A 25,439-nucleotide genomic window follows, 5' to 3' on the forward strand; every position below is an offset into this window, starting at 1 on the left:
TCAGGGTCGTGGTGTGTCGAAGGCGGCGAACGCCTGCCGCGCGTACGCCGCGGCGGCGGGGTCGAACTGCAGCGAGGCGTGCCCGGCGGCGCAGTTGACGTCCCGCCAGATGCGCTGGAGCGCCGAGTCCTCGGTCTGGCCGCGCGCCCCGCCGAGCCGGAACAGCCGGTCCACGACAGCGGTGAGCAGTTCTGCGGCGACGGCGAAGTCCCGCTGGGCGCGCGCCAGGTGGGGCCCGTCGTGCTCCCCCGCGTCGGCGGCGCCCGCCGCGCGTGCCACCACCATCTCGACGAGGTCGAGCTCGGCGGCCGAGCGGGCGAGCGCCTCCCTGATCGAGCCGCGGTCCCTGGTCGCGCCCCCGGTGACCTCGCGCTTGTGCGCCACACCGGCGGACCACAGGCGCAGCCCCGCGCGTGCCGCGCCCAGGGCGGGCGTCAGGAAGTTGAGGCCGTTGACGGTCTTGTACGGCGCCGCGTGGCAGGGGTCGGCGCCCGCCGTGCCCGCCATCAGCGCGCTCTGCGCGAACGAGCGGTGTTCGGGCACCAGGACGTCACGCAGGGCCACGGTGTTGCTGCCCGTGCCACGCAGGCCGACGTTGTGCCACGTGTCGAGCACGCGGTACGCGCCGCGCGGCACCGCGAAGAACCGGTACTGGCGGCCGTCGCCGGCAGGCGCCATCGCGCCGAGGAACGTCCACTCGGCGCTGCCGACGCCGCTGGCGAAGGCCCACTCGCCGTTCAGCCGCCAGCCGCCCGGCACCGATTCGACGTGTCCCGCGGGCGCGAACGACCCGGCGATCCGGGTGTCGGGCCCTGCGCGCCACAGCTCGGCGCGGCCGCGCTCTGGCAGGTGTGCGCCGAGTATGCCCATCGCCGCGTAGACGGAGGCGCACCACGCGGCGGAGGCGCCGGCCTCGCCGAGCAGGGCGACGGCGTCGCAGAAGTCCCGGTAGGTGCCGCCGGTGCCGCCGTGTGCCGTGGGGACGAAGTGGCGCGCGAACCCGGCGTCCGAGAGGGCGTCGGCCGTCGTCACGTCCAGGGACCTGGCCGCCTCGACCGCCTCCGCGCTGTCCGCGACGGCGGTGAGGACGTGGCGCGCGCCCTCGGTCAGGGAGCGTGGGGCGGGCCGCCGCGCGATCACGGCGGGCGCCTCCTCGACGCGTGCCGCGCTCATCGCGCCACCGCCGCTTCCCGCGTGGCGCCCGTACGCTCGGCGACCAGGCGTTCCAGCACCGCCACGACGCCCGCGGGCGACGGCATGGCCGCCACCTCGTCGCGCAGCTCCGTGGCGCGGGTGCGGTACGACGGGTCGTCGAGCAGCGCGCGCACGGCCTCGCGCACGACCGGCACGGGGTCCTTCTCCCGCAGCAGCTCACCCCGCACGAGGTGCCTGCCGGCCCCCACGGCGGCGAGGCGGTCGCCGGTGAGCATCTGCTCGGGCCGCGGGGAGACGACGAGCTGGGGCACGCCCGCCGCCGTCGAGGTCATGGACGTGCCGCCGCCGCCCTGGTGGACCACGGCGTCGCAGCTCGGCAGCAGCAGGTTGAGCGGCAGCCCCTCCACGACGCGCGTGCCCTCGGGCAGCGTGCCGAGCCGTTCGGCCTGGCCGGGTGCGAGCGCGAGTACGAGCTCGGCGTCCAGGCCGCCCACCGCCTCGACGACCTCGTCGAGCAGGTCTCCCGGTCCGCCGAGTCCGATGCGCCCGGTGGTGACACCCCAGGTCACGCAGACGCGCCGGCGCGGCGCCGGGTCGATCAGCCAGTCGGGCAGCGCCCCGGGGCCGTTGTACGGGACGTAGCGGATGGACTGCCGGCCACGGCCGCCGGCGATGCGCAGCCGGGGCGGGCACGGGTCGAGCCACACGTCGGGGTCGATGCGCGGTTCGGCGCCGAACCGTTCGAACAGCCGCAGCAGTTCGGCCCGCGGCTCGCCCTCCAGGGTGCGCTCGTTGTGCATCACGTCGACGCTTCCCCACATGTGGCTGGCCGACGGCACGCCGAGCGCGGACGCCGCGACGGCGCCCGCGTAGCTCACCGCGTCGTGCACCACCAGGTCGGGCCGCCAGACACGCGCGAAGGCGACGAGCCCGTCCGCCATCGCCTCGGCCATGGCGATCTCCTTGGCCGCGAGCGCGTCGAGGACGCCGCGCTGCCCGGGATCGAGCAGGTCGAAGTGGCGCGTCCACTCGGACGGCCAGCGGCCCTGCGTGTGCCAGGACGTGAGCGCGCCCTTCGTGGACATGGCCGGCAGGTCGGGCTCGGCGCCCGCCACCACGGACGTGAGGCCCGTGTGGGCGACGGCCGCCTCGATCGACGCGGTGCTCGCGACCCGGACCTCGTGCCCCGCCGCCTGGCAGGCCCAGGCCAGCGGGACCATCGGGAAGACATGCGAGGGCCATGCCCACGCGGTGAAGAGAATGCGCACGGTGACCACCCAGGGGTGAGTAACGGGTATGGAGGAATTGACCGCTGTCCCGCTCGACTCCGCGCCGGGCGCGGCTGGAGGAACGCGCGGGCCGCGCGCTCGGCGCCGGGTCCAGCGGGGTTCGAGGCCGGGGAGACATCCTGCGGCGCCGGCGGCCCGGCCCCGCCTGCCACGAGTCGTCGCGTTTCCTTGCGTTCGAGCGAAGAGGTGGATCAGCGGTGGACAGAGATGGATTCCGGTCGTTCTTCGGGGCGTTCCCGACCGCCGTCGCGGTCGTCACGACGCTGGACGGTGCGGGCGAGCCGCGCGGCTTCACCTGCAACGCCCTGTCGGCGGTGTCGATGGACCCGCCGCTGCTGCTGGTGTGCGTCGACCGGCGCTCGAGGACCCTGCCCGCGCTCGCCGCGACCGGCGCTTTCGTCGTGAACGTCCTGGCCGAGGGCGCGGACGAGGTGGCCATGGCGTTCGCGGGCAAGTCCCCGCGCAAGTTCGACGCGGTGCGGTGGACGCCCTCGCTCCTGGCCGGCGGCGCGCCGGTGCTGAGCGGCGGCTGCCTCGGCCAGGCGGAGTGCGTGACCGTACGGAGCTTCGACGCGGGCGACCACCGGATCCTGATCGGCCGGATGGAGAACGTCACGACGTTCCCCGTCAGGCCGCTGCTCTACCACAACCGCGCCTTCAGCGTCTTCCGGCCTGACGAGGAGCTGGCCGGCGCGGGGCACTGACGGCCGGTGGCCGCAACTGCCGTACAGGGGCCCGGCGTGGGCGCGATACTGATCACGTCGCGGTGAGGCCGCGGGTGAGATCGGACAGGGGTCGTGAGGATGAACGGGAAAGAGCGTTCCGCGGAGCTGACGCCCCGCCAGGGTGCCGAGGACGTGCGCGCGGTCGCGCTCCTGCTGCCCGGCGGCTCGGTCGCGAGCCACCGCGGGCCGATGAGGCTCGCCCTGTGGGGCCTGAAGGCCCCGGCCGCCCGGCTGGCCGGGTCCGGCGCCTCGGGCGGTGTGGCGGTGCACCTGCTGCGCTACCGCTTCCGGGGCTGGAACGGCGAGGAGGCGAGCACCGCGGTCGACGCCGAGTGGGCGCTCGGCGAACTGGCCAGGCTCTACGGGGACGTTCCCGTCGCGGTGCTCGGCAACTCCCTCGGCGGGCGCGCCGCGTTCCGCGTCGGCGGCCACCGCAACGTGGTCAGTGTGACCGGCGTCGCGCCGTGGCTGCCTGACGAGGATCCGGTGGACCACCTCGCGGGCCGCAAGATCCTCATCGTCCACGGTGACAAGGACAAGAGCGAGGCGACGCCCGCCATGTCCCTGGCGTTCGCGGAGCGCGCCAGGCGCGTCACGGACGTCTGCAGGTTCGAGGTGCGGGGCGGCTCGCACACTCTGCTCAACCGGGCCGCGGACGTCTGGTCGGTCACGACGGACTTCATGCTGTCCACGCTCGGCTGCCGCGAGCTGCCGGCGCCGCTGCTCGGCGCCCTGGCCGAGGACGGCGACCTGCGGACGGCCCTGGCCGTCGGGTACGGCCGCTGAGCCGCTCCCGGCCCGGCCCGGCGGACTGAGAGGCTGTCCGCCGGGGCCCCTGCCGCGTGGGCCGCGCACCCCGGTCAGGCGGCGAACAGGTCGAGCGCGGGCCGCCGTTCGGCCTGCTGCGGTTCGAGCGCCGGGTCGGCCGCCAGGATGGCCTGGTGCAGCCGCCGCAGCCGCACGGTCGGGTCGAGGCCCAGCTCCTCGGCGAGGCTGGTGCGCAGGCCGTTGTAGACCTCCAGCGCGCGCCACTGCATCCCGGCACGGTAGAGCGCCACCATGCACTGGGCGTGCAGCCCCTCGTGCAGGGGGTGCCTGGCCGTCAGCGAGGTGAGTTCGGCGAGCAGCTCGTCGTGCCTGCCGAGGCGCAGGTCGGCGTCGATGCGCCGGCCGAGCACGCCGAGCCGGCTCTCCTCCAGGCGCACCAGCTCGATCTCGAGCAGCGGCCCGATCCGCACGTCGACCAGCGCGGGCCCCCGCCACAGCGACAGCGCCTCGCGGTAGCGCGCCGCGGCCTCGGCGTCGTCGCAGCGCCCTGCCGCGGCGCCGCCCACCGCCACGAGACGGTCGTACTCGTGCACGTCGACGCTGCCCGGCTGCACGTCGAGCAGGTAGCCGCCGTGCCGGGTGGCCAGCACCTCCTTCGAGCTGTGCAGCGGGTCGGGGCCGTAGGCGCTGGCCAGCAGCCTGCGCAGCTGGAGGATGTACGTCTGGAGGGTCGTCAGGGCGCTCCGCGGCATCTCGGTGCCCCAGATCTCCTCCATCAGCGTGGGTACGGGCATGACCTGGCCCGCGTAGAGGGACAGCAGCGCGAGGATCTGGCGCGGCTTGCCCGCGCTCGGCACGATCGACCTGCCGCCCACCTCTGCGCTCAGCGGTCCGAGGATCTTGATTTCCATGGGTACCTCCGTGGTGCGGTGAGCCGGATGCCCCCGTCGGTACATCCGTTCCTCAACCTGCCTCGACAGTCCCACCGGGGGCGGCCGCGCCCCAGTGCCGCACTCCTCGATACGGGGTGAATCGGCACCTGCGCCGACCGTGAAACTTTCATACGCGGAGCATGAGGACGGCACTGGCACGGGCCGCGGGACCGGGACGAGACTTCAGTCCGTCGGCAGGGAGAGCGCATCCGGCGCCGGATCCGCCGGTCCACCGCCCGCTCGTGCCACGCACAGCACGTACGTCACGCACAACACGTACCTCACGCACGCCACATCGCACCGCACCACACCACTCATCGCGCATCACACCAACGGGAGACACCATGAAGTCCAGCCTCGCCGCCGCCGGCTCCAGCTACGACGACCTGATGATCGAGGACCTGACCCACATGGCACGCGGCGGAGTCGACCCCATCACCGCCGGCATCTGCCTGTGCACCCTGTGCGTCGCCCCCGAACCCGCCGTCGAGGAGGCCGCGTCCGCCACGCTCGCCCGGTACGCCCTGTGAGAGAGGCCGCCGTAGCGGGGGGCGCCGCGGTGCTGGGCTTCAAGCCCTTCCTGAAGGTCGAGCGCGTGCCGGGCGAGGCCGTGTACCTGATCTCCGACCAGCGGGTCACCGCCCTGCACGGGGAGCAGATCGCCACGCTCGCACCGCTCCTCGACGGCACGCGCCACCTGGAGCAGGTCGTCGAGGAGGCGGGGGCCACCATCCCCGCCGAGCAGACCACACGCCTGGTGGGCCGCCTCGTCGAGGCGGGCCTGCTGTCGGCGCGCCGGCCGCGGGGGCTCACCCCCGGCCGGCGCTCCGCCCGCACGTACTGGGAGGCGGCCGGCCTCGACGGCGAGGCGGCGGCCGCGGGGGTCGACGCGTCGATCGTCGGCGCGCTGGCCCTGCCGGGCACCGACGCGGCGGAGCTCCTGCGCGCGCTGCGAGCGGCGGGGCTGCGCACCCACACGTCTGCAGGTGACGGCCAGGGGCACGGCAGCGACCTCGACGTCGTGCTGGTCGACGACTACCTGAACCCGCGGCTCGAAGCCCTCGACGCCGAGCACCGCGCCGCCGGGCGCCCCTGGCTCCCGGTCAAGGCGTGCGGCACCGAGCTGTGGATCGGCCCCTTCTTCGGCACATCGGACGGCCCCTGCTGGTCGTGCCTCGCCGACCGGCTCTGGCGCGGCCGCCAGGTCGAGGCCCATGTCCAGCGGATGCTGGACCGCTCGGGACCCGTGCCGCGTCCCTCCTGCTCGCTGCCCGCCGCCCGGCTCGCGGCGCTGCAGCTCGCGGCGCTGGAGGCGGCGAAGTGGCTCGCGGGCCACCGGTACCCGGGCCAGGGCGCGCTGTGGACGCTGGACGGGCCCGCACTTGAGGGCGTCCGCCACCAGGTGACCCGGCGGCCGCAGTGCCCGGCGTGCGGCGACACCGGTCTGGTCGCGGCGCGCGCCGGGGGCCCGGTCGTCCTCGCGTCGCGCCCCAAGCAGGACACCGACGGGGGTGGCCACCGCGCCCTGACGCCCGGCCGGTTCATGGAGCGCTTCGGCCACCTGGTCGACCCGCTCACCGGCCTCGTCAAGGAGATACGCCAGGACCCGCGCGGCCCCGCGTTCCTCAACTCCTTCCACGCGGGCCACAACCCGGTCGCCGACCCGCGCGGCATCGGCTCCGTACGGGCCGGGCTGCGCGCCACCAGCGGCGGCAAGGGCACCACCGCGCTCCAGGCCCGTGTGGGCGCCCTCGCCGAGGCGCTGGAGCGCCACAGCGGATACCTCCAGGGCGACGAGCCCATCGTGCGCGGCAGCTTGCGCGGCCTCGCGCCGCGCGCGCTGCACCCGGACACGGTGCAGCTTTTCGACGAGCGGCAGTTCGCGGGACGCGCGGAGTGGAACGCGACGCACGGCCCGTTCCACCAGGTCACCGACCCGTTCGACGAGGACGCCGTCATCGACTGGTCGCCCGTCTGGTCGCTCACGGCCGGGTGTTCGCGCCTGCTGCCGACCGCGCTGCTCTACTACAACGCGCCGCAGCGCTCCGGCCGGGCGTTCTGCGCGGCCAGCTCCAACGGCAACGCGGCGGGCGGCAGCCTTGAGGACGCCGTGCTGCAGGGGTTCCTCGAACTCGTCGAACGCGACGCCATCGGCCTGTGGTGGTACAACCGCACCCGCAGGGCCGCGGTGGACGTCGCCGCGTTCGCCGACGCGTGGACCGGCGAACTGCTCACCGTGCACCGCTCGTTGCACCGCGAGGTGTGGGCGCTCGACCTCACGTCGGACCTGGGCATACCGGTCTTCGCCGCACTGTCGCGGCGCACCGACAAGCCGCAGCAGGACATCATGCTGGGCTTCGGAGCGCACTTCGACCCCGCGCTCGCCCTGCGCCGCTCACTGACCGAGCTCAACCAGATGCTCCCGCACGTGCTCGACGCGCGGGCCGACGGCAGCGGCTACGGCACGACGGACCCCGACACGCTGTCCTGGATGCGGACGGCCACCCTCGCCGACCAGCCCTACCTCGCGCCGGACCCCTCGGCGCCCCCGGTACGGCCCGGCCACTACCGCTGGACGCCCCGCTCCGATCTGCGCGAGGACGTGGCGGCGGCCGAGGAGGTGGTGCGCGGCATGGGCTCCGAGCTGCTCGTGCTCGACCAGACACGCCCCGACGTCGGCCTGCCGGTCGTCAAGGTGATCGTGCCGGGCCTGCGTTCGCACTGGAACCGGTTCGCACCCGGCAGGCTGTTCGACGTCCCGGTCGCCCTGGGACACCTCACGGCACCCACCCGCTACGAGGACCTGAACCCCGTCCACCTGTTCCTGTGACGCGGACGGGCACCCGTACCACCACCGGCCTTCCCCCCAAAGGCGCTGCACACCCGAGATGACGGCTATGACGATCGACCGACTCGCGGCCAGGGAACTCTCCGAGACCTGGTCGCTGCCCGAGGGCACGTCGGTGCGCACCGATACGTACGGCGGACGGGCCGTCGTGCTCGTGGACTCGCCCAGGGGCGGTTTGCGGGTCGACGACCCGTCATCCGCGCTGGCCGAGGCCCTGCGGCGGATGTCGCTCGGCCCGGTGAGACTGCCCAACCTCGTACCGGACTTCCCCGCGTACGACAGCCCGCCGGCGCACCGCAGCGCCGCCGCGGTGGACCTCTTGCGCCGCCTGTCGGACGTCCGCTACGTGGTGGACCGCCATCTGATGCTGGGTGCCGGCCTGATGGTGACCGTCAGCCCCGCCGGCAGGTCCGCGCGGTTCCTGCCGGTACCGCTGCCGCGTGGCCGCGGGGACGCGCTGGTGACGCTCACCCGGGGCGCGCGCTTCTCGCGGAGCGGGACGGGGCTCGTGCTGGAGTCCGATCTCAGCGATCACCGCGTGGAGTTGCACGGGCCCGAGGCGCGGTGGCTGATGGCGAGGGTGCCCGGGATGCGCCTGCGCGACCTGGAGCGCGTGGTGCGGCTGCCACGGCTGCCGCTGCCGCCCGGTGCGACGGACGCGTTCGTCGCGTACCTCGTGGCGGCGCGGATGCTGTCGCTGTCGCCCTGACCCGGGCGGACGGGACGGAGCAGACGGGGACAGGCGGGAAGCGGAGAGACGAACACGGGCAATCGGCCCGGTGAATCGTCCTCACATACGCGTCCGGGATGATTATCATGCGGATGATGTTCGGTCCGTGAACGCACCGCAGGGGATCGGTGAAGAGCATGGGGATCGCAACAACGGCGGCGTCAACCGAGGGTGACGCGGCCCGGTACGAACAGGAGCGCTCGGGCGGGGAGGACGCGGAGCGCGATCCCGCCTCCACGGCCAGAAACGATTTACCGCCACGCGTGGCGGTGGCCGTCACCGTGACGGTCCTGCTCGGCATCATCACCGTCGACGGGATGTACGCGGTACTCGAGCACCTGACGGCCTGGCGGCTCACCGAGGGCGCCGTCGCGGCGGCCGCGATCGTGGTCCTGCAACTCGCGCACTCCTTCCCGTGGCTGCTGCCCCGGCTCGCCTCCGTCGCCTGGCTGACGCTCGGACTGCAGGCCGTCGCCTCCTTCGCGCCGTTCGCCGACCTCGGCGAGGCGTGGCTGTCCATGCCGGCCTTCCTTGCCGGATCGGTTCTGCTGGTGCTGCGCCCGCGGCTCGCCTGGCCGGCCTTCCTGCTCGTGGTGGCCGCGACCGACTACGCGCTCCTCCGGCTCGGCGCCGGCTGGGACATCGTCCTCACCAGCATCTCCGTCGCGCTGGCCGCCCTCGGGGTGTTCGGCCTGTCCCGGCTGGCCGCGCTCGTCACCGAGGTGCGCGCGGCACGCACCCGGGTCGCCGGCCTGGCGCTCGCCGCCGAACGGCTGCGCTTCGCACGGGACCTGCACGACCTGCTCGGCACCAGCCTCTCCGCGATCAGCTTCAAGTGCGAGCACGTCAGGCGCCTGGTGGGGAACGGGACCGACCGCGCGCAACAGGAACTGGCCGACATCCTGCGGATGTCACGGCAGGCGCTCGCCGACGTGCGCGCGGTGGCCCGCGGCTACCGCGAGGTCTCCCTCGCGACCGAGGCGGAGGCCGCGGAGTCCATGCTCGCCGCCGTCGGCATCCGCTCCACCGTACGGCTGGCGGACCAGCCGCTGCCCGGCCCCGTCGACACCCTCCTCGCCACCGTGCTGCGCGAGGGGCTCACCAACATGCTCAGGCACAGCTCCGCCGAGCGCTGCGTCATCGAGACCGTGCACGCCGACGGCGCCGTGCGGCTCAGCCTGGCGAACGACGGGGTGACCGGGGCGCCCGCGCCGGCCGGGGAGGAGGGGCGCGGCGGGCTCGACGTGCTCACCGCCTGGGTGGGCGGGCGCGGCGGCAGCCTGCACGGGCGGGTACGCGCCGACGGCTGGTTCCTCCTGGAAGCGCGTGTCCCCCTCGCCGAGCGCACGGACCGCGCGGGCACGGCGGCGGCCGGTTCCGGCACGTCCGCCCGGCCGCCCGGCACCATGGGCGCGGCCACGGGCCGTGCCTGCGACGCCGGCGCGCACGCCCCGTCGCGTCAGACGGACCCCGTCGCCGCCGCGCGCCCCCGCACGAGCCTGGCGCCGCGCACCGCGGCGACGATCACCGGCTGCGTGCTCGTGGGCTACACCGTCGTCGACGCCGCGTACCTCGCCAACGGCGGGCTGCTCGGCCGGCCGCTGCTCGGCGCGCTCGCGCTGCTCGCGGCGATCGCGGCGCTGCAGTTCTGCCGCGTCCACCCGGCCGTGGCACGCCGTCTGCCGGGCGGCCGCTGGTGGTGGTTCTGGGCGCAGGCGGTCCTCACGTACGCGCCGTTCCTGGTGTTCGGCAAGGAGTGGCTCGGGGTCCCGGGATTCCTCGTCGCGTCCCTGCTGATGCTGCGCGCCTCCCCGTCGGCCTGGCCGCTGGCCGGCGCCCTGGTGGCGGGCAACGCAGGGGTCCTGGTCGCCGTGGGCACGGACACCACCGACGTCGCCGAGCTCTCCATCTCCGCGATCACCTGCGGGCTCGTCGTCTTCGGTCTCGCCAGGATGAAGGACCTGGTGGCCGAGTTGTACCGGTCGAGGGCCGAGCAGACCCGGCTCCTCGTGGTCAGGGAGCGCCTGCGGTTCGCGCGCGACCTGCACGACCTGATGGGCCTGAGCCTGTCCACGATCACCCTCAAGTGCGAGCTGACCTACCGGCTCGTGCCCACCGACCCGGAACGCGCCAGGGCCGAGCTCGGGGAGATCCTCGCGACCGCCGGGCAGGCGCTCGCCGACATCCGCGCGGTGACCAAGGGCGAGCACCGCAGGTCGCTGTCGGCCGAGGTCGAGTCGGCGCTCGCCGTGCTCGGCACAACGGGGGTCGAGACCACGGTCGGCCTCGAATGCGGCCCGCTGCCCGACGCGGTGGAGACCGCGCTCGCCACCGTCCTGCGCGAGGGGCTCACGAACCTGCTGCGCCACAGCAAGGCGGAGCACTGCGCCATCACGGGCCACCGGTGCGACGCCACGGTCGTCTTCGCCCTGGCCAACGACGGGGTGGGCGAGACGCCCGCGCCCTACGACCCGGACGGCGGCAGCGGCCTGAACAACCTGTCCGCGCGGCTGCGGGACCTGGGCGGCGCGCTGACCGCGGGGGCGTGCGGGGACGGCTGGTACGAACTGCGGGTGGAGGTGGACCTCGACGCGGCGCACGCGGCGCCGCCCGCGGGGTGACGGGCGCGGGCCCTGCCGGGCGGCGACCGCGCGGCGTCAGAAGCTGTTGTCTTGCCCAGTGTGGGATGAGGTCGAGGGGGCTGGTGCTGTCAGATCCAAGGCGGAGGAGGGAGTCGACGCGGTGGGGGTACCCCCGGCCGAAGGTTGGGGGAGTCGGCGACTGACGACAACGCCGGAGATGGCTGTGCCAGGCGACTCGGGCCCCGCAGGGGGCAAGACAACAGCTTCTCAGAGCCAGCCGGCGTCCCTGGCGATGCGGATGGCGTCCACGCGGTTGCGCGCGTTCAGCTTCGTGACGACGTTCGTCAGGTAGTTGCGCACCGTCCCCGTCGACAGGTGCAGGCGGGACGCCATCTGCGCGGCCTCCATGCCCTCGGCGGCCAGCCGCAGCACCTCGGCCTCGCGGTCGGTGAGCGGTGACCCGCCGAAGTCGAGTGTCGCGAGGGCCAGTTGCGGGTCGATGACACGTTCGCCCGCCGCGACCTGCCGGATCGTCTCGCTGAGACGGTCCGGGTCGGTGTCCTTGAGCAGGAAGCCCGACACGTGCGCGGCGAGCGCCCGTCTCAGATTGCCGGGTCTGCCGAGGCTGGTCAGGATGATCGTGCGGCAGCCGGGCACGGCGGTGGACAGGTCGGCAGCGGCCGTGATGCCGTCCGTCACCGGAAGGTCGATGTCGAGCACGGCCACGTCGGGCTTGAGCGCGCGGGCGGCAGGGACGATGTCGGCCCCGGAGGCGAGCTCCGCCACCACCTCGATGTCCGGCTCGAGCTCAAGGAGCGAGACGAGAGCCTTGCGGAGCATGTGCATGTCCTCGGCGATCAGAATCCTGACCATGTTCTCCCCCACGCGAATGGCCAACTAGCCGAACATTATGGCGCAGTAACGACCATCCGCACCTTCCCGCCTCCCCTTCATTTTTCCCCCAGCAGCCCCACGATCTCGTGCACGAAAGCCGCGTCGAGCATGGTGCCGACCGCCAGGTCGCCCGCGCCATCGAGCCCCACGTCGTGGCAGGCGACGCTGAGCAGGTACGTGCCGAGCACCTCGAACGTGGCGAACGACCACTCGCCGCGCGACGCGGGCCTGCCGTCCGGCGTCAGCAGCGACTCGCCGCCGCGGCTGAAACCGAACTGGTTGAACCCCATCCGCATGCCCTGGCCCAGCGCCTTGGTGTACGCCTCCTTCAGCGTCCACACCCGCAGCAGCTCGCGCTCGCGCTCGGCCTCGGGCAGGCCGCCGAGCAGGGCGCGCTCGTCGGGCGTGCACAACTGCCGCTCCACGGAGGCGTACCGGATCCTGCGGCTCGCCAACTCCGTGTCCACGCCGATCCTGCCGCGCCTGTTGAGCCCGACGACGATCAACTCGCCCGTGTGGCTGAGGGACACGTCGATCTGGTCGCACCCGCGCAGGTACGGCCTGCCGCCCGGCTTGTACGCCAGGTCGATGGAGCCGGGCGGCGCCTGCAGCGCCGCGCCCGCCGTGCACCGCATCAGCAGCCGGGACACGGCGAAGCGCGACCTCGACTCCGGGTCGGGCAGGCCGCGCAGCCGCTGCCAGTCGCGGCTGCCCAGCATCGGCCGCAGCTCCGCGTCCTCAAGCACCCTGGGCAGCCAGTCACGCCAGTCCGCGTACACCACGGCGTGGCCGTGCCACGCCACGGACTGGCGCACCAGGCTCCACGCCTCGTCCGCGCCGGACGCCAGGATCGGCTCGCCGACCTCCCGCGCCCCGTAGTCGTCGCCGTAGTCGTCACCGCTGTCATCCCCGTACCCGTCGCCGCTCCCGTCGCCGTGATCGCCGCGGCCCGCCGGCCCGAGCCGTCTCACGGCGCGTCCGCCCACTGCACGGGCTCGTCGTACAGGTCGTAGCTCCTGCGGCCCCGGTAGCGCTCGGCCACCTCGGCCAGCACGCGGTCGACGCAGCCGTCCGGCAGTTCGGGGAGGTCCGGCAGGCAGAGCCTGCGCCCGATCCGCAGCAGCGCCATCACCAGCCACGCGGGATCGCCGAGGAACCCCGGCCGCCCCCGGTGGCTCTCCCACACGCCGAGCGCCGCGGCGGCCGCGCTCAGCAGCGCGTGGCGGTCGGCCAGGGCGCACATCCGCGGGCTCGACAGCACGCCGAGGTCGCCGGGCGCCACCGCGACGCACCGTTCGCGCAGCGCCGCCAACTCGCCGAGCAGGGCCGCCACCAGCGCGCCCAGCGCCCGCCCGTACCCGTGCTCGACGCCGTCGGCGCGCAGCCGGCCGGCCGTGGCGGCCAGCGCGGCGGCGAGGAAGTCCGACCGGCCGGCCACGGCGAGCGCGTCGAGCGCGAGGGGCGGCAGCGCGAGGCCCGGCCGGAACAGCGCGTCCCCGGGGTCCTCGGCACGCAGCCAGGACGTGCGCGCGAGCAGCGGCAGGCGCGGGATCACCGCCGCCTGGCAGGCGGCCGTCCCGGCGTGGCCGAGGCTGGCGGTGGGCAGGTCGCGCATGAGCTTCGCGAGCATCTCCCGGTCCACCTCGCCCGCGTCCCTGGCGTGCCCCGCACGGCCGGGCCTGCCGACCACGGTGGCCAGCTCCTCCAGGTCCTCCCGCAGCAGGTCGGGCACCAGGTACTTCACCTCGGCGGCCGCCAGGTCGGCGCTCTGAGGGTGGAGGTGCAGCGCCCGCAGGACGGTGGTGGCCAGGCTGTCGCAGGCCAGCAGGTCGGCGAAGACGCCGGCGAGCAGCGGGCGGTGGCGCTCGCCCATGTGCCCGCCGCCGTCCCTGGCGACGGCGCGCACCGCCGTGCGCAGCACCGTGCCGGCGGCGGCGACGACCATCACCGCGCACAGCGGCCGGTGGAACTGGAACGTGCGCAGGGCGAGCGGCACGGCGCCGCCCGCCTCGCCCACCAGCGCGCCGGCGGGCGCCGGACAGTCGGCGAACTCGAGTCCGCCGAAGGCGCAGCCGCGCAGTCCCGTCGTGGGCTGCCTCGGCAGCGTGCGCAGCCGCCCGGCCGCCGCGGCCTCCCGGTCGATCAGGAGCACCGAGTGGCTGCGTGACCCGGGCGCCGGGTCCGTACGGGCGTAGACGACCAGGGCACGCGCACGCGCCGCGTTGATCACGACGTCCTTGCGGCCGCCGAGGCGGAAGCCGCGCGAGGTGGTGAGCGCCGACACCTCGCCGCTCCACAGCGCGTTCCCGTGTGCCATGGAGTGGTGGACGACGGATGCGCGGCCACCGCCGCACAGGATGTCCGCGAGGGCCGCGCGCTGCTCCGCCGCCCCGGCCGTCCACACGGGCGTCGCCGCGAACAGCGACGTCACCCCGTACCCGGTGCCGAGGCCGAGGTCGCGGCGGAAGACGGGACGGATGACGCGGGCGAGGCCGTCGGCGCGCTCCAGCCTGCCGCCGTCGGCCACGGGGACCATCTCGGCGCCGAACCCCTGGTCGTGCAGCAGCTGTTCGGCCTCGGCCACCAGCTCACCGCGCTCCTCGGCCGCGAGCACCGCCGCGAAGCCCAGCGGGTTGCCCGGGTCGTCGGGCGCGCCGAGCCGCTCCTCGAGCGTCCGGGCGCGTGCCTCGGCGCCGGCGGACGGGATCCCCGGGGAATCCGCCCCCGTCATGGCCTGTGTGCGCATGGACATGCGATCACCCCTTCCTCACGGGCGGGCCGGCCGCCGCGGCGCCGGATCCGGCCGCCGGTTCTGTGTGCAGCGGCCGCAGCTCGCCGCGCAGGAACAGTTCGCGCATCACGGAGCGCCGCACCTTGCCGCTCGTCGTCCGCCTGACCGTGCCCGGCCGTACGAGCAGGACGGAGCCCGTCGCCCCGAAGTCCTCCGCGAGACAGCGCCGCACCCGGTCGGCAAGGCCGGCGAGTTCCCCGTCGCCGCACCCCGAGGTGCGCACCTCCTGCACGGCCACGAGGTGCTCGCCACCGCGCGGCCGCGCCATGAACACCGCGGCCGAGGCGAATCGCGAGCCGCAGCGCCGCAGCTGGTGCTCGACCTCCTGCGGGTGCAGGGTCCTGCCCGCCACGCTCAGCACGTCCTTGATGCGTCCGGTGACGTAGAGCCGCCCGTCGTCGAGTGCGCCGAGGTCGCCGGTGCGCAGGAAGCCGCCGTCGCCCGACGCCGTCGCGCGGCCGAAGGTCTCGGCGTTCTCCAGCGCCCGGTGCCAGTAGCCGGGGGAGACGGCGCCGCCGCGCACCCAGATCTCGCCGATCTCGCGGTCCGGCAGCTCCTCGCGGGTCTCCGGGTCGACCACGCGCACCTCGACGCCACGCGCGGGGCCGCAGGACGCCACCGGGTACGGCGCGGGCACGGCCGTGTCGGCGCCGTGCTCCTCCCGCCGCCGGCGCAGCGCGCCGCGGCCCGGGCCCGCGACCTCAAGTACGGGGCCGCCGGCGTCCGCCGGTGCCGCCACGCTGACCATCAGCGTCGCCTCGGCGAGCCCGTAGCCGGCCACGAGGGCGTCGGGCCGCAGCCCCGCGGGCGCGAACCTGCGGGCGAAGGCGGCCGACGCGTCCGGGGACACCTGTTCGGCCGCGTTGACGGCGGTGCACAGCCGGGAGAGGTCGAGCCCGGCCACGTCCTCGTCCGTCGCCTCGGCCGCGCAGCGCGCGAACGCCGTGTCGGGCGCCGCCGTGGCGGTCACGCCGTACTGGTCGATCGTCCGCAGCCACCGCAGGGGGCGCGCCGCGAAGCGCGCGGGGGGCACCAGGACGGCGGTCGCACCCAGCCACAGCGGGTGGAGCAACTGGCCGATCAGGCCCAGGTCGTGGTGGAGGGGCAGCCAGCCGCCGATGCGTGAGTCCTGGTCGGTGGAGAGCGCCGCGCGTATCGACTCCATGGCGGCGAGCAGGTTGGCGTGGGTCACCACGACACCGCGCGGCGCCGCCGTGGTGCCCGAGGTGTACTGGATCAGCGCCGGGCTGTCGCCGGACGGCGGCTGCCGCACGCGCGCCTCGTGGGCGTCCGCGCCGTCCAGACCGTCCGGGCCATCCGCGCCGTCCGCGTCGTCCTGGCCGCCCGGTGCGGGGGCGTCGACGGCCAGGCACAGCACGCCGCCGTAGCCGCCCCTGTCGTCCTCGGCGAGGTAGCGGGAGACGTCGGCGGCCAGCGCCGCCTCGGTCAGGACGAGCGACGTGCCGGTGTCCTCGGTGATCGCCTTCATGCGCTCCCTGGCGGCGCGCGAGGACGCGGGTGGCGGCACCACGGACACGACGGCGCCCGCCAGCAGGCAGCCGGCGACCGCCACCGCCAGGTGCGGCCCGGTGTCCATGCAGACGAGGACCGGGCGGCCCCCAGTGGCCCCCGGGCCGAGCCGGCGCGCCAGGCGCCGCGCCCGCAGGGCCAGTTCGCGGTACGTCATGAGGTCGGCGTCCGCGCCGGCGGCGGCCGGGACGCACAGCGCGGTATGGTCGGCACGCTCCGAGAAGCGCCCGGCCAGGGCTTCGGTGAAGCTTCGGGATGGCGTCATCGGTCAACTCCGTCGGTCCGCGTCGCCGGGTCGTGCCCGGCAGCCTTTGACACGACTGTGCGGCCGGCGGCTCGGCGGCCGCTCGACCGCCGCCACCCGTGCGCCTCGCGCCGCACGCCCACCGCGCCTCGCGGCCGGGGTCACCAGCTCCCCGCGCGCGGCCACTCGTATATCCCCAGGTCCCGCATCAGGGCCACCTCCTGGGCCGTGAGTGGCAGTTCGGGGCACAGCCGCTCGGGGTGACCCGGCGGCGGCCCGTCCGGGCCGGTCGGGTGCCCGCCGGGCCCCCGGCCGCCGCCCGGGCCCCGGCCACGCCCGCCGTATCCGTAGGGCGACGGCACCGCGGCCGTCCTTCCTTCGTCCACTTCCAGCTGTGCGCGCATGCGATCTCCGTACGCCACGAGTACCTCGTCCACCGCTCGAAGGAGACGGCCGACGCTCTGGCGCAACCATCCGGTCGCGGCCATGGTTGTCCTCCCTTCGCCCCCGTCACGCCGGTCCGCGTCCGGGGCGCCTGGAGGATGGGGGCCGCTGCCGGAGCCCCGGTGGAGCGCCGCTCGCGGCCGGGCGGCGGGCCGGTGGAGGGCAGCCCGGCCGCGCGGGGGGCGGGTTCGAGGTGGTCTCCAGGACCGCGCTAACCGCCTCGTGCACAGTCGGCCGCGTTCACACAGGGCGAGCGGCGGGAGGTCGGATTCAGGTGCTGGTGGAATCGGCGGAACAGGTGAGGAAGACCGGGAACGCGCACGCGTCCCCGCACGGGAAGCCCCCGGGCGCCGCGGGCCCCGCGGCGCACGGGCACCACACGCGCGCGGCACAGCCGCGAGCGGGCGGCGGCGCGCCGCCCGAGGGCGCGCGGGAGATGCGGCCGGCGCGGGGGACGGGCAAGCCCGTGGTCCGTCTCGAACGGGTGGTGGTCCGCTTCGCAGGGGACTCGGGCGACGGCATGCAGCTGACGGGGGACCGCTTCACCACGCAGACCGCGGAGTTCGGCAACGACCTGTCCACCCTGCCGAACTTCCCCGCGGAGATCCGCGCGCCCGCAGGCACCCTCGCCGGTGTGTCCAGCTTCCAGCTGCACTTCGCCGACCACGACATCGCCACGCCGGGCGACACCCCCGATGTGCTGGTCGCGATGAACCCGGCGGCGCTGAGGGCCAACCTGGGTGACCTGCCGCGCGGCGCGCAGATCATCCTCGACACCGACGCCTTCACCAAGAGGGCGCTCACCAAGGCCGGTTACGCCGAGGACCCGCTCGCCGACGGCACGCTCTCCTCGCACACCGTGCACGCGGTTCCGCTCACCACCCTCACGCAGGGCGCGCTGGCCGGCTCGGGCCTCCCCCGCAAGGACGCGGAGCGCTCGCGCAACATGTTCGCGCTCGGCCTGCTGTCGTGGATGTACCACCGCCCGATCGAGACCACCGAGCGGTTCCTGCGCGCGAAGTACGGCCGCAGGCCGGCCGTCGCCCAGGCCAACGTGGACGCGCTCAAGGCCGGCTGGAACTACGGCGAGACCACCGAGGACTTCGCCGTCAGCTACGAGGTGGCGTCGGCCGCGTCCGCGTTCCCGGCGGGCCGCTACCGCACCATCACCGGCAATCTGGCCCTCTCCTACGGTCTTGTGGCCGCCGCCAGGCAGTCCGGGCTCGGGCTGTTCCTCGGCTCCTACCCCATCACCCCGGCCTCGGACATCCTGCACGAGCTGAGCAAGCACAAGGACTTCGGTGTGCGGGTCTTCCAGGCCGAGGACGAGATCGCCGGCGCCGGGGCAGCCCTGGGCGCCTCGTTCGGCGGGGCGCTCGGCGTGACGACGACGTCCGGGCCGGGCGTCGCCCTCAAGTCGGAGACGATCGGACTCGCCGTCTCACTCGAACTGCCGCTGGTCATCGTGGACATCCAGCGCGGCGGCCCCAGCACGGGGCTGCCCACGAAGACCGAGCAGGCCGACCTGCTCCAGGCGATGTACGGCCGCAACGGCGAGGCGCCCGTGCCCGTCGTGGCGCCCGCGACGCCCGGTGAGTGCTTCACCGCCGCGCTGGAGGCGGCACGGATCGCCCTGACGTACCGCACGCCCGTATTCCTGCTCTCCGACGGGTACCTCGCCAACGGATCGGAGCCGTGGCGCATCCCCCGGCCCGGCGAACTCCCCGATCTGACACCGGTCTTCGCGACGGAGCCGAACAGGCCCGACGGATCGTTCTGGCCCTACCTGCGCGACCCGGTGACGCTGGCACGCCCCTGGGCCGTGCCCGGCACGCCAGGACTCGAACACCGCGTCGGCGGCATCGAGAAGCAGGACGGCACGGGCAACATCTCCTACGACCCCGCCAACCACGACCACATGGTGCGCACCCGGCAGGCGAAGGTCGACGGCGTGAGCGTGCCCGACGTCGCGGTCGACGACCCGGGCGGCGACGCGCGGGTGCTCGTGCTCGGCTGGGGCTCCACCTACGGCCCGATCACGGAGGCCGTACGCAAGGCGCGCGCGGCGGGCGGCAGCGTCGCGCAGGCGCACCTGCGCCACCTCAACCCCTTCCCGGCGAACCTGGGCGCGGTGCTCGCCTCGTACGACACGGTGCTCGTGCCGGAGATGAACCTCGGCCAGCTCTCCCGGCTGATCCGCGCGCGCTACCTGGTCGACGCCAGGCCCTGCACGCAGGTGACCGGCCTCCCCTTCACGTCCGACCGGCTCCGTGCCGCCATCGAGGAGGTGCTCCATGCCGTCTGAGGCGCTCACGCTGGTCCCCAGGGCCACGGCTCAACAGACCGCGAAGGACTTCAAGTCCGACCAGGAGGTGCGGTGGTGCCCCGGGTGCGGTGACTACGCCATCCTCGCCGCCGTCCAGTCCTTCCTGCCCGATCTCGGCCTCGCGCGCGAGAACATCTGCTTCGTCTCCGGCATCGGCTGCTCGTCCCGCTTCCCCTACTACCTCGGCACCTACGGGATGCACTCGATCCACGGCCGTGCACCCGCGATCGCCACCGGGCTCGCCGTCTCCCGCCCCGACCTCAGCGTCTGGGTCGTCACCGGCGACGGGGACGCGCTGTCCATCGGCGGCAACCACCTGATCCACGCGCTGCGCCGCAACGTGAACCTGAAGATCCTGCTGTTCAACAACCGCATCTACGGGCTGACCAAGGGCCAGTACAGCCCCACGAGCGAGCAGGGCAAGATCACCAAGTCGTCGCCCGCCGGCTCGCTCGACGCGCCGTTCGACCCGGTGCGCCTCGCCCTCGGCGCGGGCGCCGGCTTCGTGGCCCGCACGATCGACTCGGACCGTGCGCACCTGACGGGCGTGCTGCGCGCGGCTGCCGAGCACCCGGGCGCCGCGCTCGTGGAGATCTACCAGAACTGCAACATCTTCAACGACGGCGCCTACGACGTCCTGAAGAACCCGCAGACCCGGGACGAGGCGCTGATCCGCCTCGAACACGGCAGGCCGGTCAGGTTCGGCGCGGGCGGCGGCCTCGGCGTCGTGCGCGACCCGGCCACCGGCGGCCTGGCCACGGCGCCCGTCCCGCCGTCGGACGACGCGGGCGTGCTGGTCCACGACGCGCACGCAGCCGACCCGACGACCGCGTTCGCGCTGACGCACCTCGCCGACCCGAACACGCTGCACCGCACCCCGATCGGGGTGTTCCGCGACGTGCGCCGCCCGGTCTACGACACGCTCATGGCCGAGCAGTTGAGGCGTGCGGACGAGGAGCGCGGGCCCGGCGACCTCACGGCGCTGCTGACGGGGCAGGACAGCTGGCTGGTGTAGGCGCCGGCGCCCGGGGCGGGAGCGGGGCCGTCACGGCAGATCCACGCCCGCCCTGTGCGTGCCCGCCCCCACCTCGTACGCCTCCATGCCCTCCAGGTCGACCTGGGCCGTCACGCCCACCGGCACGGTGAACCGGACGTCGAGCCTGCGCCCCGCCACCCGCCAGCCGACCTCCGCCGTGCCGTACGGCGTCTCGTGGCGGGCGCGCGCCCAGGTCAGACCCGGCCCGGGGCGCGGGGCGACGCGCACGCGCCGCCAGCCCGGGGCCGCGGGGGCGAGGCCCGCGACCCGGGTGTGCAGCCAGTCGGCGACGGCGCCCAGCGCGTAGTGGTTGAACGACGTCATCTCGCCCGGGTTGACGCTCCCGTCGGGCAGCAGGCTGTCCCAGCGCTCCCAGACGGTCGTCGCGCCCATCGTCACCGGATACAGCCACGACGGGCAGCCGCGCTGCAGCAGCAGGCCGTACGCGTCGTCCACCGCACCCGCGCGCGTGAGCGCCTCGCAGATCAGCGGCGTTCCCGCGAACCCCGTCGCGATGTGGTGGCCGTCCTCGCGCACCAGCTCGGCGAGGCGCTCGCCCGCGCGCTCCGCGAGCTCGGGCGGCAGCAGGTCGAAGCGGATCGCCAGCGCGTAGGCGGTCTGGCTGTCGCTGGTCAGCCGCCCGTCGCCGGTCGTGTACGCGGCCACGAAGGACGCCCGCGCCTGGTCGGACGCCGCCGCGTAGCGCGACGCGTCCTCGCGTTCGCCCAGGACGGCCGCCGTCGCCGCGAGCACGCGCGCCGAGCGCGCCGCGTACGCCGCCGCGACGAGGCCCGCGTCCGTGCGCGCGGCCCACGGGTCGTCCGGGGGCGCGGCCGGGTCGAGCCAGTCGCCGAGCTGGCGCCCCGCCGAGCCGTCCGTGCCGCCCGCGAGCACCCGGTCCACCCACGCCTTCGCGCTCGGGTAGCAATCGCGCAGCACACCCTCGTCCCCGTACGCCCGGTACAGCTCGAACGGCATCAGCACCGCCGCGTCGCCCCACACCGCCATGGGCCACGCGGGCAGCCAGTCGGGGGTCGGCACCTCGGGGACGATCAGCGGGACCGTGCCGTCCGCGTACTGGTCGGCGGCCAGGTCGGCGAGGTAGGAGGCGAGCATGCCCGAGCAGTCGTGCAGGAAGGCCGCCGTCGGCGTGAAGACCTGGATGTCGCCCGTCCAGCCGAGGCGCTCGTCGCGCTGCGGGCAGTCCGTCGGCACGTCGACGAAGTTGCCGCGCATGCTCCACACCACGTTCTCGTGGAGGCGGTTGACGTCGTCGTCCGAGCACGCGAACCAGCCGGTGCGGCGCATGTCGCTGCCGATCACCCGGGCCGTCAGGTCGGTGGCGGGGTCGAACCCCTCGGGCGCGCCGGTGATCTCCGCGTAGCGGAAGCCGTGGAAGGTGAACCGCGGCTCCCACACCTCCTCGGGCCGCCCCGCGAGCACGTACGTGTCCCGCGCCTCAGCGTCCCGCAGCGGCCGCGTGCACAGCTCGCCGTCCTGGAGGACCTCGGCGTGGCGCAGCGACACCTCGGTGCCGCGTGCCCGCCGGCCGCCGCGCAGCGTCAGGCGGAGCCGCCCGACGAGGTTCTGCCCGAAGTCGACGACGGTCCTGCCCGACGGGGAGAGGCCGGCGGAGACGGGCGCCACGTCCGCCGTGTGCCGCACGGACGGGCCGGTCGGGGCGCGCAGCGTCGCCGGGTCGAAGTCGGCCGCCACACGCACGGGCCGCCACGCCGCCGGGTCGTGACCGGGCCGCTCGTCGTACTCGGGCCGCGACCAGCCGCGCTGTGCGAGGCGCGCGTCGTGGCGCTCGCCGTCGTAGAGGCTCGCCCGCACCACGGGCCCGGGCGCGGCGCGCCAGCCGGGGCCCGTGGCGAAGCGGACCCCGGTGCCGTCCGCGCAGACCGCTTCGAGCTGGACGAGCAGCCCGGTGCGGTCCCCGTACACGTCGCGGGTGCCGCCGCCGTAGCCGACGCGGCCGCGGTACCAGCCGTCCGCGAGGTGCGCGCCGAGCACGTTGGCCCCGTCGAGCAGCAGGGACGTCACGTCGTAGGTCTGGTAGCGCAGCCGCCTGTTGTAGCTGGTCCAGCCCGGGGTCAGGACGTCGTCGCCGACGACCGCGCCGTTCAGCTCCAGCTCGTACAGGCCGCGCGCCGTCGCGTAGAGGCGGGCGCGCACCGGGGGAGCGGGCAGCTCGAAGTCGCCGCGCAGCAGGTGGGCGCGTTCCCACGCCCGCGGGTCGCGCTTGCCGGGCGGCCCGACCATCGACGCCGTCCAGTCGCCGGGGTCCAGCAGCCCCGCCTCGACGGCGAGCGGCGGACTCCACGCGGACGGCGCCTGCTCGCCGGCGCCCCACACCCGTACGCGCACGGCCCGGTGCTCCCGGGACACGAGCGGCGGCGCGGGCCACGGCACGAGCACCGACGCGGCGCTGTCGATCCGGCCGCTGAGCCACGGCGGCGGCGCGTCGCCAGGCGCCCGGCCCGCGACGCCGTCACCCGGGACGCTCTGGCCGCTCTGGCCCGCGACGCTCACCTCGTAGGCGGCCTGCGCCCATCCGTGCGGCGCCTCGGCGACGGTCCACGACAGCCGGGGCCGCCGCTCGCCGATCCCGATACGGCCCGGCCGATGGTGCTCCGCGCGCGGTACGTCAAGAACGGTGGACACCACAGGAACGCCTCCCTCGTGCTCACGGCCCCGTGTCAGATCGTGCCCAGATCCACGGCCGCGGGAAAGGGCGCCACGGCCTTGATCACTCCCGCGCGGCCATCCGCGTCACGCGTCCCCGTCACGCAGCGTCTCGGCGCGTGAACCGTATTCACAGGAATGAACCGGCCAGATTTGGAGAGGCACCCATAGTTCCCCAGTCCGGAAGGCGACCAGATGACGACAGCTGCACACGATCCCCATGAGATGCGCGGGGGCCGCGACCCGCGCGAAACGGCCGCGCCCAGCCCCCACACGCGGCGCTTCCTGCGGCGCCTGACCATCGCCACCGGCGGCGGGATGTTCATCGACGGCTTCGTCTTCGCCTCGGTGGCCGCGGCCCTGGCCGGCACCGCCATGGCGCGTGACATCGGTGTCACGTCCACCTGGTCCTCGCTGATCTCGTCCTCGACGCTGGTCGGCACGTTCTTCGGCGGCCTCGTCCTCGGCTGGGTGACCGACAAGCTCGGCCGCCGGCCGATGTTCACCATCGACCTGTCGGTGTTCCTCGCCTGCGCCGTGCTGATGTTCTTCGTGACGGCCGCCTGGCAGGTGTTCGCGCTCGGCCTGATCATGGGCCTCGCGGTCGGCGCCGACTACTCGATCGGCTCCCCGCTGCTCGCGGAGTTCGCGCCGACGAAGAAACGCGGCAACTATCTCGGCATCCTGGAGATCCTCTGGAACGTCGGGTACGTCATCGCGTACCTGATCGGCTACCTCGTCAACACGAACTGGCCGGGCGCCTGGCACTACACGCTCGCCGCCAGCGCGATCCCCGCCGTGCTGTGCCTGCTCGTGCGGCACGGCCTGCCCGAGTCGCCGCGCTGGCTGATCTCCAAGGGCCGGCAGAAGGAGGCCGCCGCGATCGTCGAGAAGGACCTCGGCGTTTCCATGGACACCGAGGACTGGCGCTCCGAGCAGAGGGAGGAGACCCGCTACCGGGAGCTCTTCTCGCCGGACTACATCCGGCGCACGGTGTTCACCTGCGTGTTCTGGATCTGCATCGTCCTGCCGTACTTCGCGCTGACCTTCTTCCAGCCGACCGTCCTGCGCGCGATCGGCCTCGGCGGCTCCGCGCTGGCGGGCGCGCTGCTCGGCACGATAATCGCGCTGCTCGGCGCGGCCACCGGCTGGTGGCTCGTGGACCGTGTCGGCCGCCGGACGATCCTCGTGTGGCCGATGTTCGTCTGCGCGCTGATGCTCTTCATCGTCGCGCTCGGCTCGGTCGTGCCGGTGTGGCTGGCGACGGTGTGCTTCTTCGGCTACCTGTACAGCTACGGGGTCATGTCGATCCTGCCGGGCATCTACCCGGACGAGCTCTTCCCCACGTCGATCCGCACCTCGGGCGTCGGCCTGTCGTCGGCTGCCAGCCGCATCGGCGCCGCGATCGGGACGTTCCTGCTGCCGATCTCGCTCGACCACCTGGGGCTCAGCTGGTCGATGGTGTTCATGGGCGTGGTGTCGCTGATCGGCGGCGTGACGTCGCTGATGTGGGCGCCGGAGACCAACAACCAGCAGCTGACGCAGACGGGCCACCGGAGCGCCAACGGCGGCAAGGGCTGGTTCGTCAAGGAGGCGCTGGTCCCACGCGGGTAACCGGCTCGGGCCGGGGAACGACGGGACCGCCCGGGCGCCACGCTTCGTGGCGCCCGGGCGGTCCCGGTTCGTCGTCCGTTCGTCCGTTCGTCCGGGCTACTCCTCGCCCGCCAGCGTCAGCGACCGCAGCCGCCGCCCCGCGTACCACGTCGCCACGCACGTGACGGCGACGAGCAGCACGACCGCGAGCGGCAGGCCCACGTCCGACGACACCGCGTCCTGGCCCGCGACCTTCTGCGCGAGCGCGAGCGCCCACTGCTGCACGCTCAGCGTGCGCGCCCCCGGGACCAGGCTGCCGAACAGCGCCTCCCAGACCAGCGCGTACACGAGCCCGATGACGACAGCGTGCCTGCTGACCGTGCCGAGCAGCAGGAACAGCGCGCTGTAGGCGATCGAGGCGACCAGCGCCGCGATCGTGTAGGCGACCGCGATCTGGCCGCCGTTGCCGTTCAGGATGAGCCCGGCGACGAGCGTCGGGATGGCGGAGAAGGCCATCGTCACGGCGATCGCGACGATCAGCTTGGTGAAGATGATCGAGGGCCGCTTCAGCGGCTTGGACAGCAGGTAGACGATCGAGCCGTCGTCGATCTCGGGGCCGATCGCCCCGGTGCCCGCGATCACGCCGATCAGCGGCACCATCGTGGCGATGGCGAAGCCGCCGAGCACGTCGGAGGCGACCTGGTCGTCCGCGCCGCTGAACGCCCGTACGGCCAGCGAGATGACGATCAGCAGGGCGGGCAGGACGAAGAGGATCGCGGCCCGGCGCCTGCCCAGCAGGGCACGGTAGGTGAGCCGTGCGACGGTGGGGTTGTACATGGTGGCGTTCACACTCCTTTCCGGTGG

The 25,439-nt window shown here is 74.4% G+C and carries 19 protein-coding genes; 9 read left to right on the top strand and 10 right to left on the bottom strand.

From position 1 onward, the window contains the following. Nucleotides 1-1,173, bottom strand: coding sequence for an acyl-CoA dehydrogenase family protein (locus IH48_RS0118280; protein WP_051840082.1), 1,173 nt, complete (start codon nucleotides 1,171-1,173; stop codon nucleotides 1-3). Then, entirely contained in the window at nucleotides 1,170-2,423 is a 1,254-nt protein-coding gene (locus tag IH48_RS0118285) for a nucleotide disphospho-sugar-binding domain-containing protein (protein WP_030905212.1), read from the bottom strand. The genes IH48_RS0118280 and IH48_RS0118285 overlap by 4 nt, the downstream gene beginning before the upstream one ends. Before the next feature lie 218 nt (nucleotides 2,424-2,641). Between IH48_RS0118285 and IH48_RS0118290 the strand changes: the two genes are divergently transcribed. Both IH48_RS0118290 and IH48_RS0118295 read left to right on the top strand, forming a co-directional pair. Then, nucleotides 2,642-3,148: a flavin reductase family protein gene (locus IH48_RS0118290; protein WP_037842496.1), complete on the top strand. Its 507-nt coding sequence runs from the start codon at nucleotides 2,642-2,644 to the stop codon at nucleotides 3,146-3,148. Between the two features lie 99 nt (nucleotides 3,149-3,247). Then, nucleotides 3,248-3,955, top strand: a complete 708-nt coding sequence (locus IH48_RS0118295; protein WP_051840087.1) for an alpha/beta hydrolase — start codon at nucleotides 3,248-3,250, stop codon at nucleotides 3,953-3,955. A 74-nt stretch (nucleotides 3,956-4,029) separates the two neighbouring features. Here IH48_RS0118295 and IH48_RS0118300 read toward each other — a convergent pair whose 3' ends face one another. Then, nucleotides 4,030-4,848 carry an AfsR/SARP family transcriptional regulator gene (locus tag IH48_RS0118300; protein WP_030905220.1) on the bottom strand — a complete coding sequence of 273 codons (819 nt, stop codon included), beginning with the start codon at nucleotides 4,846-4,848 and terminating at the stop codon, nucleotides 4,030-4,032. Nucleotides 4,849-5,213: 365 nt separating this feature from the next. Here IH48_RS0118300 and IH48_RS0118305 point away from each other — a divergent pair, with 365 nt between their 5' ends. The 4 genes from IH48_RS0118305 to IH48_RS35100 all read left to right on the top strand — a co-directional run bounded on the left by IH48_RS0118305 (nucleotide 5,214) and on the right by IH48_RS35100 (nucleotide 11,068). Further along, nucleotides 5,214-5,399 (top strand): hypothetical protein, encoded by a 186-nt coding sequence (locus tag IH48_RS0118305; protein WP_030905223.1) that lies wholly within the window; start codon nucleotides 5,214-5,216, stop codon nucleotides 5,397-5,399. Then, complete coding sequence (locus IH48_RS0118310) at nucleotides 5,396-7,699, top strand: TOMM precursor leader peptide-binding protein (RefSeq protein ID WP_030905225.1); 2,304 nt, start codon at nucleotides 5,396-5,398, stop codon at nucleotides 7,697-7,699. The genes IH48_RS0118305 and IH48_RS0118310 overlap by 4 nt, the downstream gene beginning before the upstream one ends. A 67-nt stretch (nucleotides 7,700-7,766) precedes the next feature. Then, nucleotides 7,767-8,426, top strand: a complete 660-nt coding sequence (locus IH48_RS0118315; RefSeq protein WP_030905227.1) for a hypothetical protein — start codon at nucleotides 7,767-7,769, stop codon at nucleotides 8,424-8,426. A gap of 158 nt (nucleotides 8,427-8,584) precedes the next feature. Continuing rightward, nucleotides 8,585-11,068: a sensor histidine kinase gene (locus IH48_RS35100; RefSeq protein ID WP_078849835.1), complete on the top strand. Its 2,484-nt coding sequence runs from the start codon at nucleotides 8,585-8,587 to the stop codon at nucleotides 11,066-11,068. A 228-nt stretch (nucleotides 11,069-11,296) separates the two neighbouring features. Here the strand turns inward: IH48_RS35100 and IH48_RS0118330 are convergent, their stop codons facing one another. From IH48_RS0118330 to IH48_RS36300, 5 genes are all read right to left on the bottom strand, one after another. Next, complete coding sequence (locus IH48_RS0118330; RefSeq protein WP_030905230.1) at nucleotides 11,297-11,902, bottom strand: response regulator transcription factor; 606 nt, start codon at nucleotides 11,900-11,902, stop codon at nucleotides 11,297-11,299. Between the two features lie 77 nt (nucleotides 11,903-11,979). Further along, nucleotides 11,980-12,894: a 4'-phosphopantetheinyl transferase family protein gene (locus IH48_RS0118335; RefSeq protein ID WP_078849878.1), complete on the bottom strand. Its 915-nt coding sequence runs from the start codon at nucleotides 12,892-12,894 to the stop codon at nucleotides 11,980-11,982. Next, nucleotides 12,891-14,675, bottom strand: a complete 1,785-nt coding sequence (locus IH48_RS0118340) for an acyl-CoA dehydrogenase (protein ID WP_037842499.1) — start codon at nucleotides 14,673-14,675, stop codon at nucleotides 12,891-12,893. The genes IH48_RS0118335 and IH48_RS0118340 overlap by 4 nt, the downstream gene beginning before the upstream one ends. A gap of 4 nt (nucleotides 14,676-14,679) precedes the next feature. Beyond that, on the bottom strand, nucleotides 14,680-16,509 hold the full coding sequence (locus IH48_RS0118345; protein ID WP_030905239.1) for an AMP-binding protein: 1,830 nt from the start codon (nucleotides 16,507-16,509) through the stop codon (nucleotides 14,680-14,682). 140 nt (nucleotides 16,510-16,649) lie between these two features. Further along, nucleotides 16,650-16,976 (bottom strand): DUF6059 family protein, encoded by a 327-nt coding sequence (locus tag IH48_RS36300; protein ID WP_030905242.1) that lies wholly within the window; start codon nucleotides 16,974-16,976, stop codon nucleotides 16,650-16,652. Nucleotides 16,977-17,368: 392 nt separating this feature from the next. Here IH48_RS36300 and IH48_RS0118355 point away from each other — a divergent pair, with 392 nt between their 5' ends. After that, nucleotides 17,369-19,237, top strand: a complete 1,869-nt coding sequence (locus IH48_RS0118355; RefSeq protein WP_051840204.1) for a 2-oxoacid:acceptor oxidoreductase subunit alpha — start codon at nucleotides 17,369-17,371, stop codon at nucleotides 19,235-19,237. After that, nucleotides 19,227-20,273: a 2-oxoacid:ferredoxin oxidoreductase subunit beta gene (locus tag IH48_RS0118360; RefSeq protein ID WP_030905249.1), complete on the top strand. Its 1,047-nt coding sequence runs from the start codon at nucleotides 19,227-19,229 to the stop codon at nucleotides 20,271-20,273. Before IH48_RS0118355 ends, IH48_RS0118360 begins: the two co-directional genes overlap by 11 nt. Before the next feature lie 30 nt (nucleotides 20,274-20,303). Here IH48_RS0118360 and IH48_RS0118365 read toward each other — a convergent pair whose 3' ends face one another. Continuing rightward, nucleotides 20,304-22,961: an alpha-L-rhamnosidase gene (locus tag IH48_RS0118365; RefSeq protein ID WP_037842594.1), complete on the bottom strand. Its 2,658-nt coding sequence runs from the start codon at nucleotides 22,959-22,961 to the stop codon at nucleotides 20,304-20,306. 216 nt (nucleotides 22,962-23,177) lie between these two features. Between IH48_RS0118365 and IH48_RS0118370 the strand changes: the two genes are divergently transcribed. Beyond that, nucleotides 23,178-24,596 carry an MFS transporter gene (locus IH48_RS0118370; protein ID WP_078849836.1) on the top strand — a complete coding sequence of 473 codons (1,419 nt, stop codon included), beginning with the start codon at nucleotides 23,178-23,180 and terminating at the stop codon, nucleotides 24,594-24,596. 96 nt (nucleotides 24,597-24,692) lie between these two features. On the opposite strand, the gene IH48_RS0118375 is transcribed toward IH48_RS0118370, so the two are convergent. Beyond that, nucleotides 24,693-25,412, bottom strand: coding sequence for an ABC transporter permease (locus tag IH48_RS0118375; RefSeq protein ID WP_030905257.1), 720 nt, complete (start codon nucleotides 25,410-25,412; stop codon nucleotides 24,693-24,695). Nucleotides 25,413-25,439 lie beyond the last annotated feature (27 nt).

The sequence above is a fragment of the Streptomyces sp. NRRL F-5126 genome, assembly GCF_000721265.1.
Lineage (GTDB): Bacteria > Actinomycetota > Actinomycetes > Streptomycetales > Streptomycetaceae > Streptomyces.

What these genes read in the sequence shown, in the direction of transcription:
- IH48_RS0118340 (WP_037842499.1), bottom strand. Translation starts at nt 14,675, where the DNA reads ATGTCCATGCGCACACAGGCCATGACGGGGGCGGATTCCCCGGGGATC.
- IH48_RS0118315 (WP_030905227.1), top strand. Translation starts at nt 7,767, where the DNA reads ATGACGATCGACCGACTCGCGGCCAGGGAACTCTCCGAGACCTGGTCG.
- IH48_RS0118375 (WP_030905257.1), bottom strand. Translation starts at nt 25,412, where the DNA reads ATGTACAACCCCACCGTCGCACGGCTCACCTACCGTGCCCTGCTGGGC.
- IH48_RS0118280 (WP_051840082.1), bottom strand. Translation starts at nt 1,173, where the DNA reads ATGAGCGCGGCACGCGTCGAGGAGGCGCCCGCCGTGATCGCGCGGCGG.
- IH48_RS0118305 (WP_030905223.1), top strand. Translation starts at nt 5,214, where the DNA reads ATGAAGTCCAGCCTCGCCGCCGCCGGCTCCAGCTACGACGACCTGATG.
- IH48_RS0118355 (WP_051840204.1), top strand. Translation starts at nt 17,369, where the DNA reads ATGCGGCCGGCGCGGGGGACGGGCAAGCCCGTGGTCCGTCTCGAACGG.
- IH48_RS0118370 (WP_078849836.1), top strand. Translation starts at nt 23,178, where the DNA reads ATGACGACAGCTGCACACGATCCCCATGAGATGCGCGGGGGCCGCGAC.
- IH48_RS0118300 (WP_030905220.1), bottom strand. Translation starts at nt 4,848, where the DNA reads ATGGAAATCAAGATCCTCGGACCGCTGAGCGCAGAGGTGGGCGGCAGG.
- IH48_RS0118345 (WP_030905239.1), bottom strand. Translation starts at nt 16,509, where the DNA reads ATGACGCCATCCCGAAGCTTCACCGAAGCCCTGGCCGGGCGCTTCTCG.
- IH48_RS0118330 (WP_030905230.1), bottom strand. Translation starts at nt 11,902, where the DNA reads ATGGTCAGGATTCTGATCGCCGAGGACATGCACATGCTCCGCAAGGCT.
- IH48_RS36300 (WP_030905242.1), bottom strand. Translation starts at nt 16,976, where the DNA reads ATGGCCGCGACCGGATGGTTGCGCCAGAGCGTCGGCCGTCTCCTTCGA.
- IH48_RS0118360 (WP_030905249.1), top strand. Translation starts at nt 19,227, where the DNA reads ATGCCGTCTGAGGCGCTCACGCTGGTCCCCAGGGCCACGGCTCAACAG.
- IH48_RS0118295 (WP_051840087.1), top strand. Translation starts at nt 3,248, where the DNA reads ATGAACGGGAAAGAGCGTTCCGCGGAGCTGACGCCCCGCCAGGGTGCC.
- IH48_RS35100 (WP_078849835.1), top strand. Translation starts at nt 8,585, where the DNA reads ATGGGGATCGCAACAACGGCGGCGTCAACCGAGGGTGACGCGGCCCGG.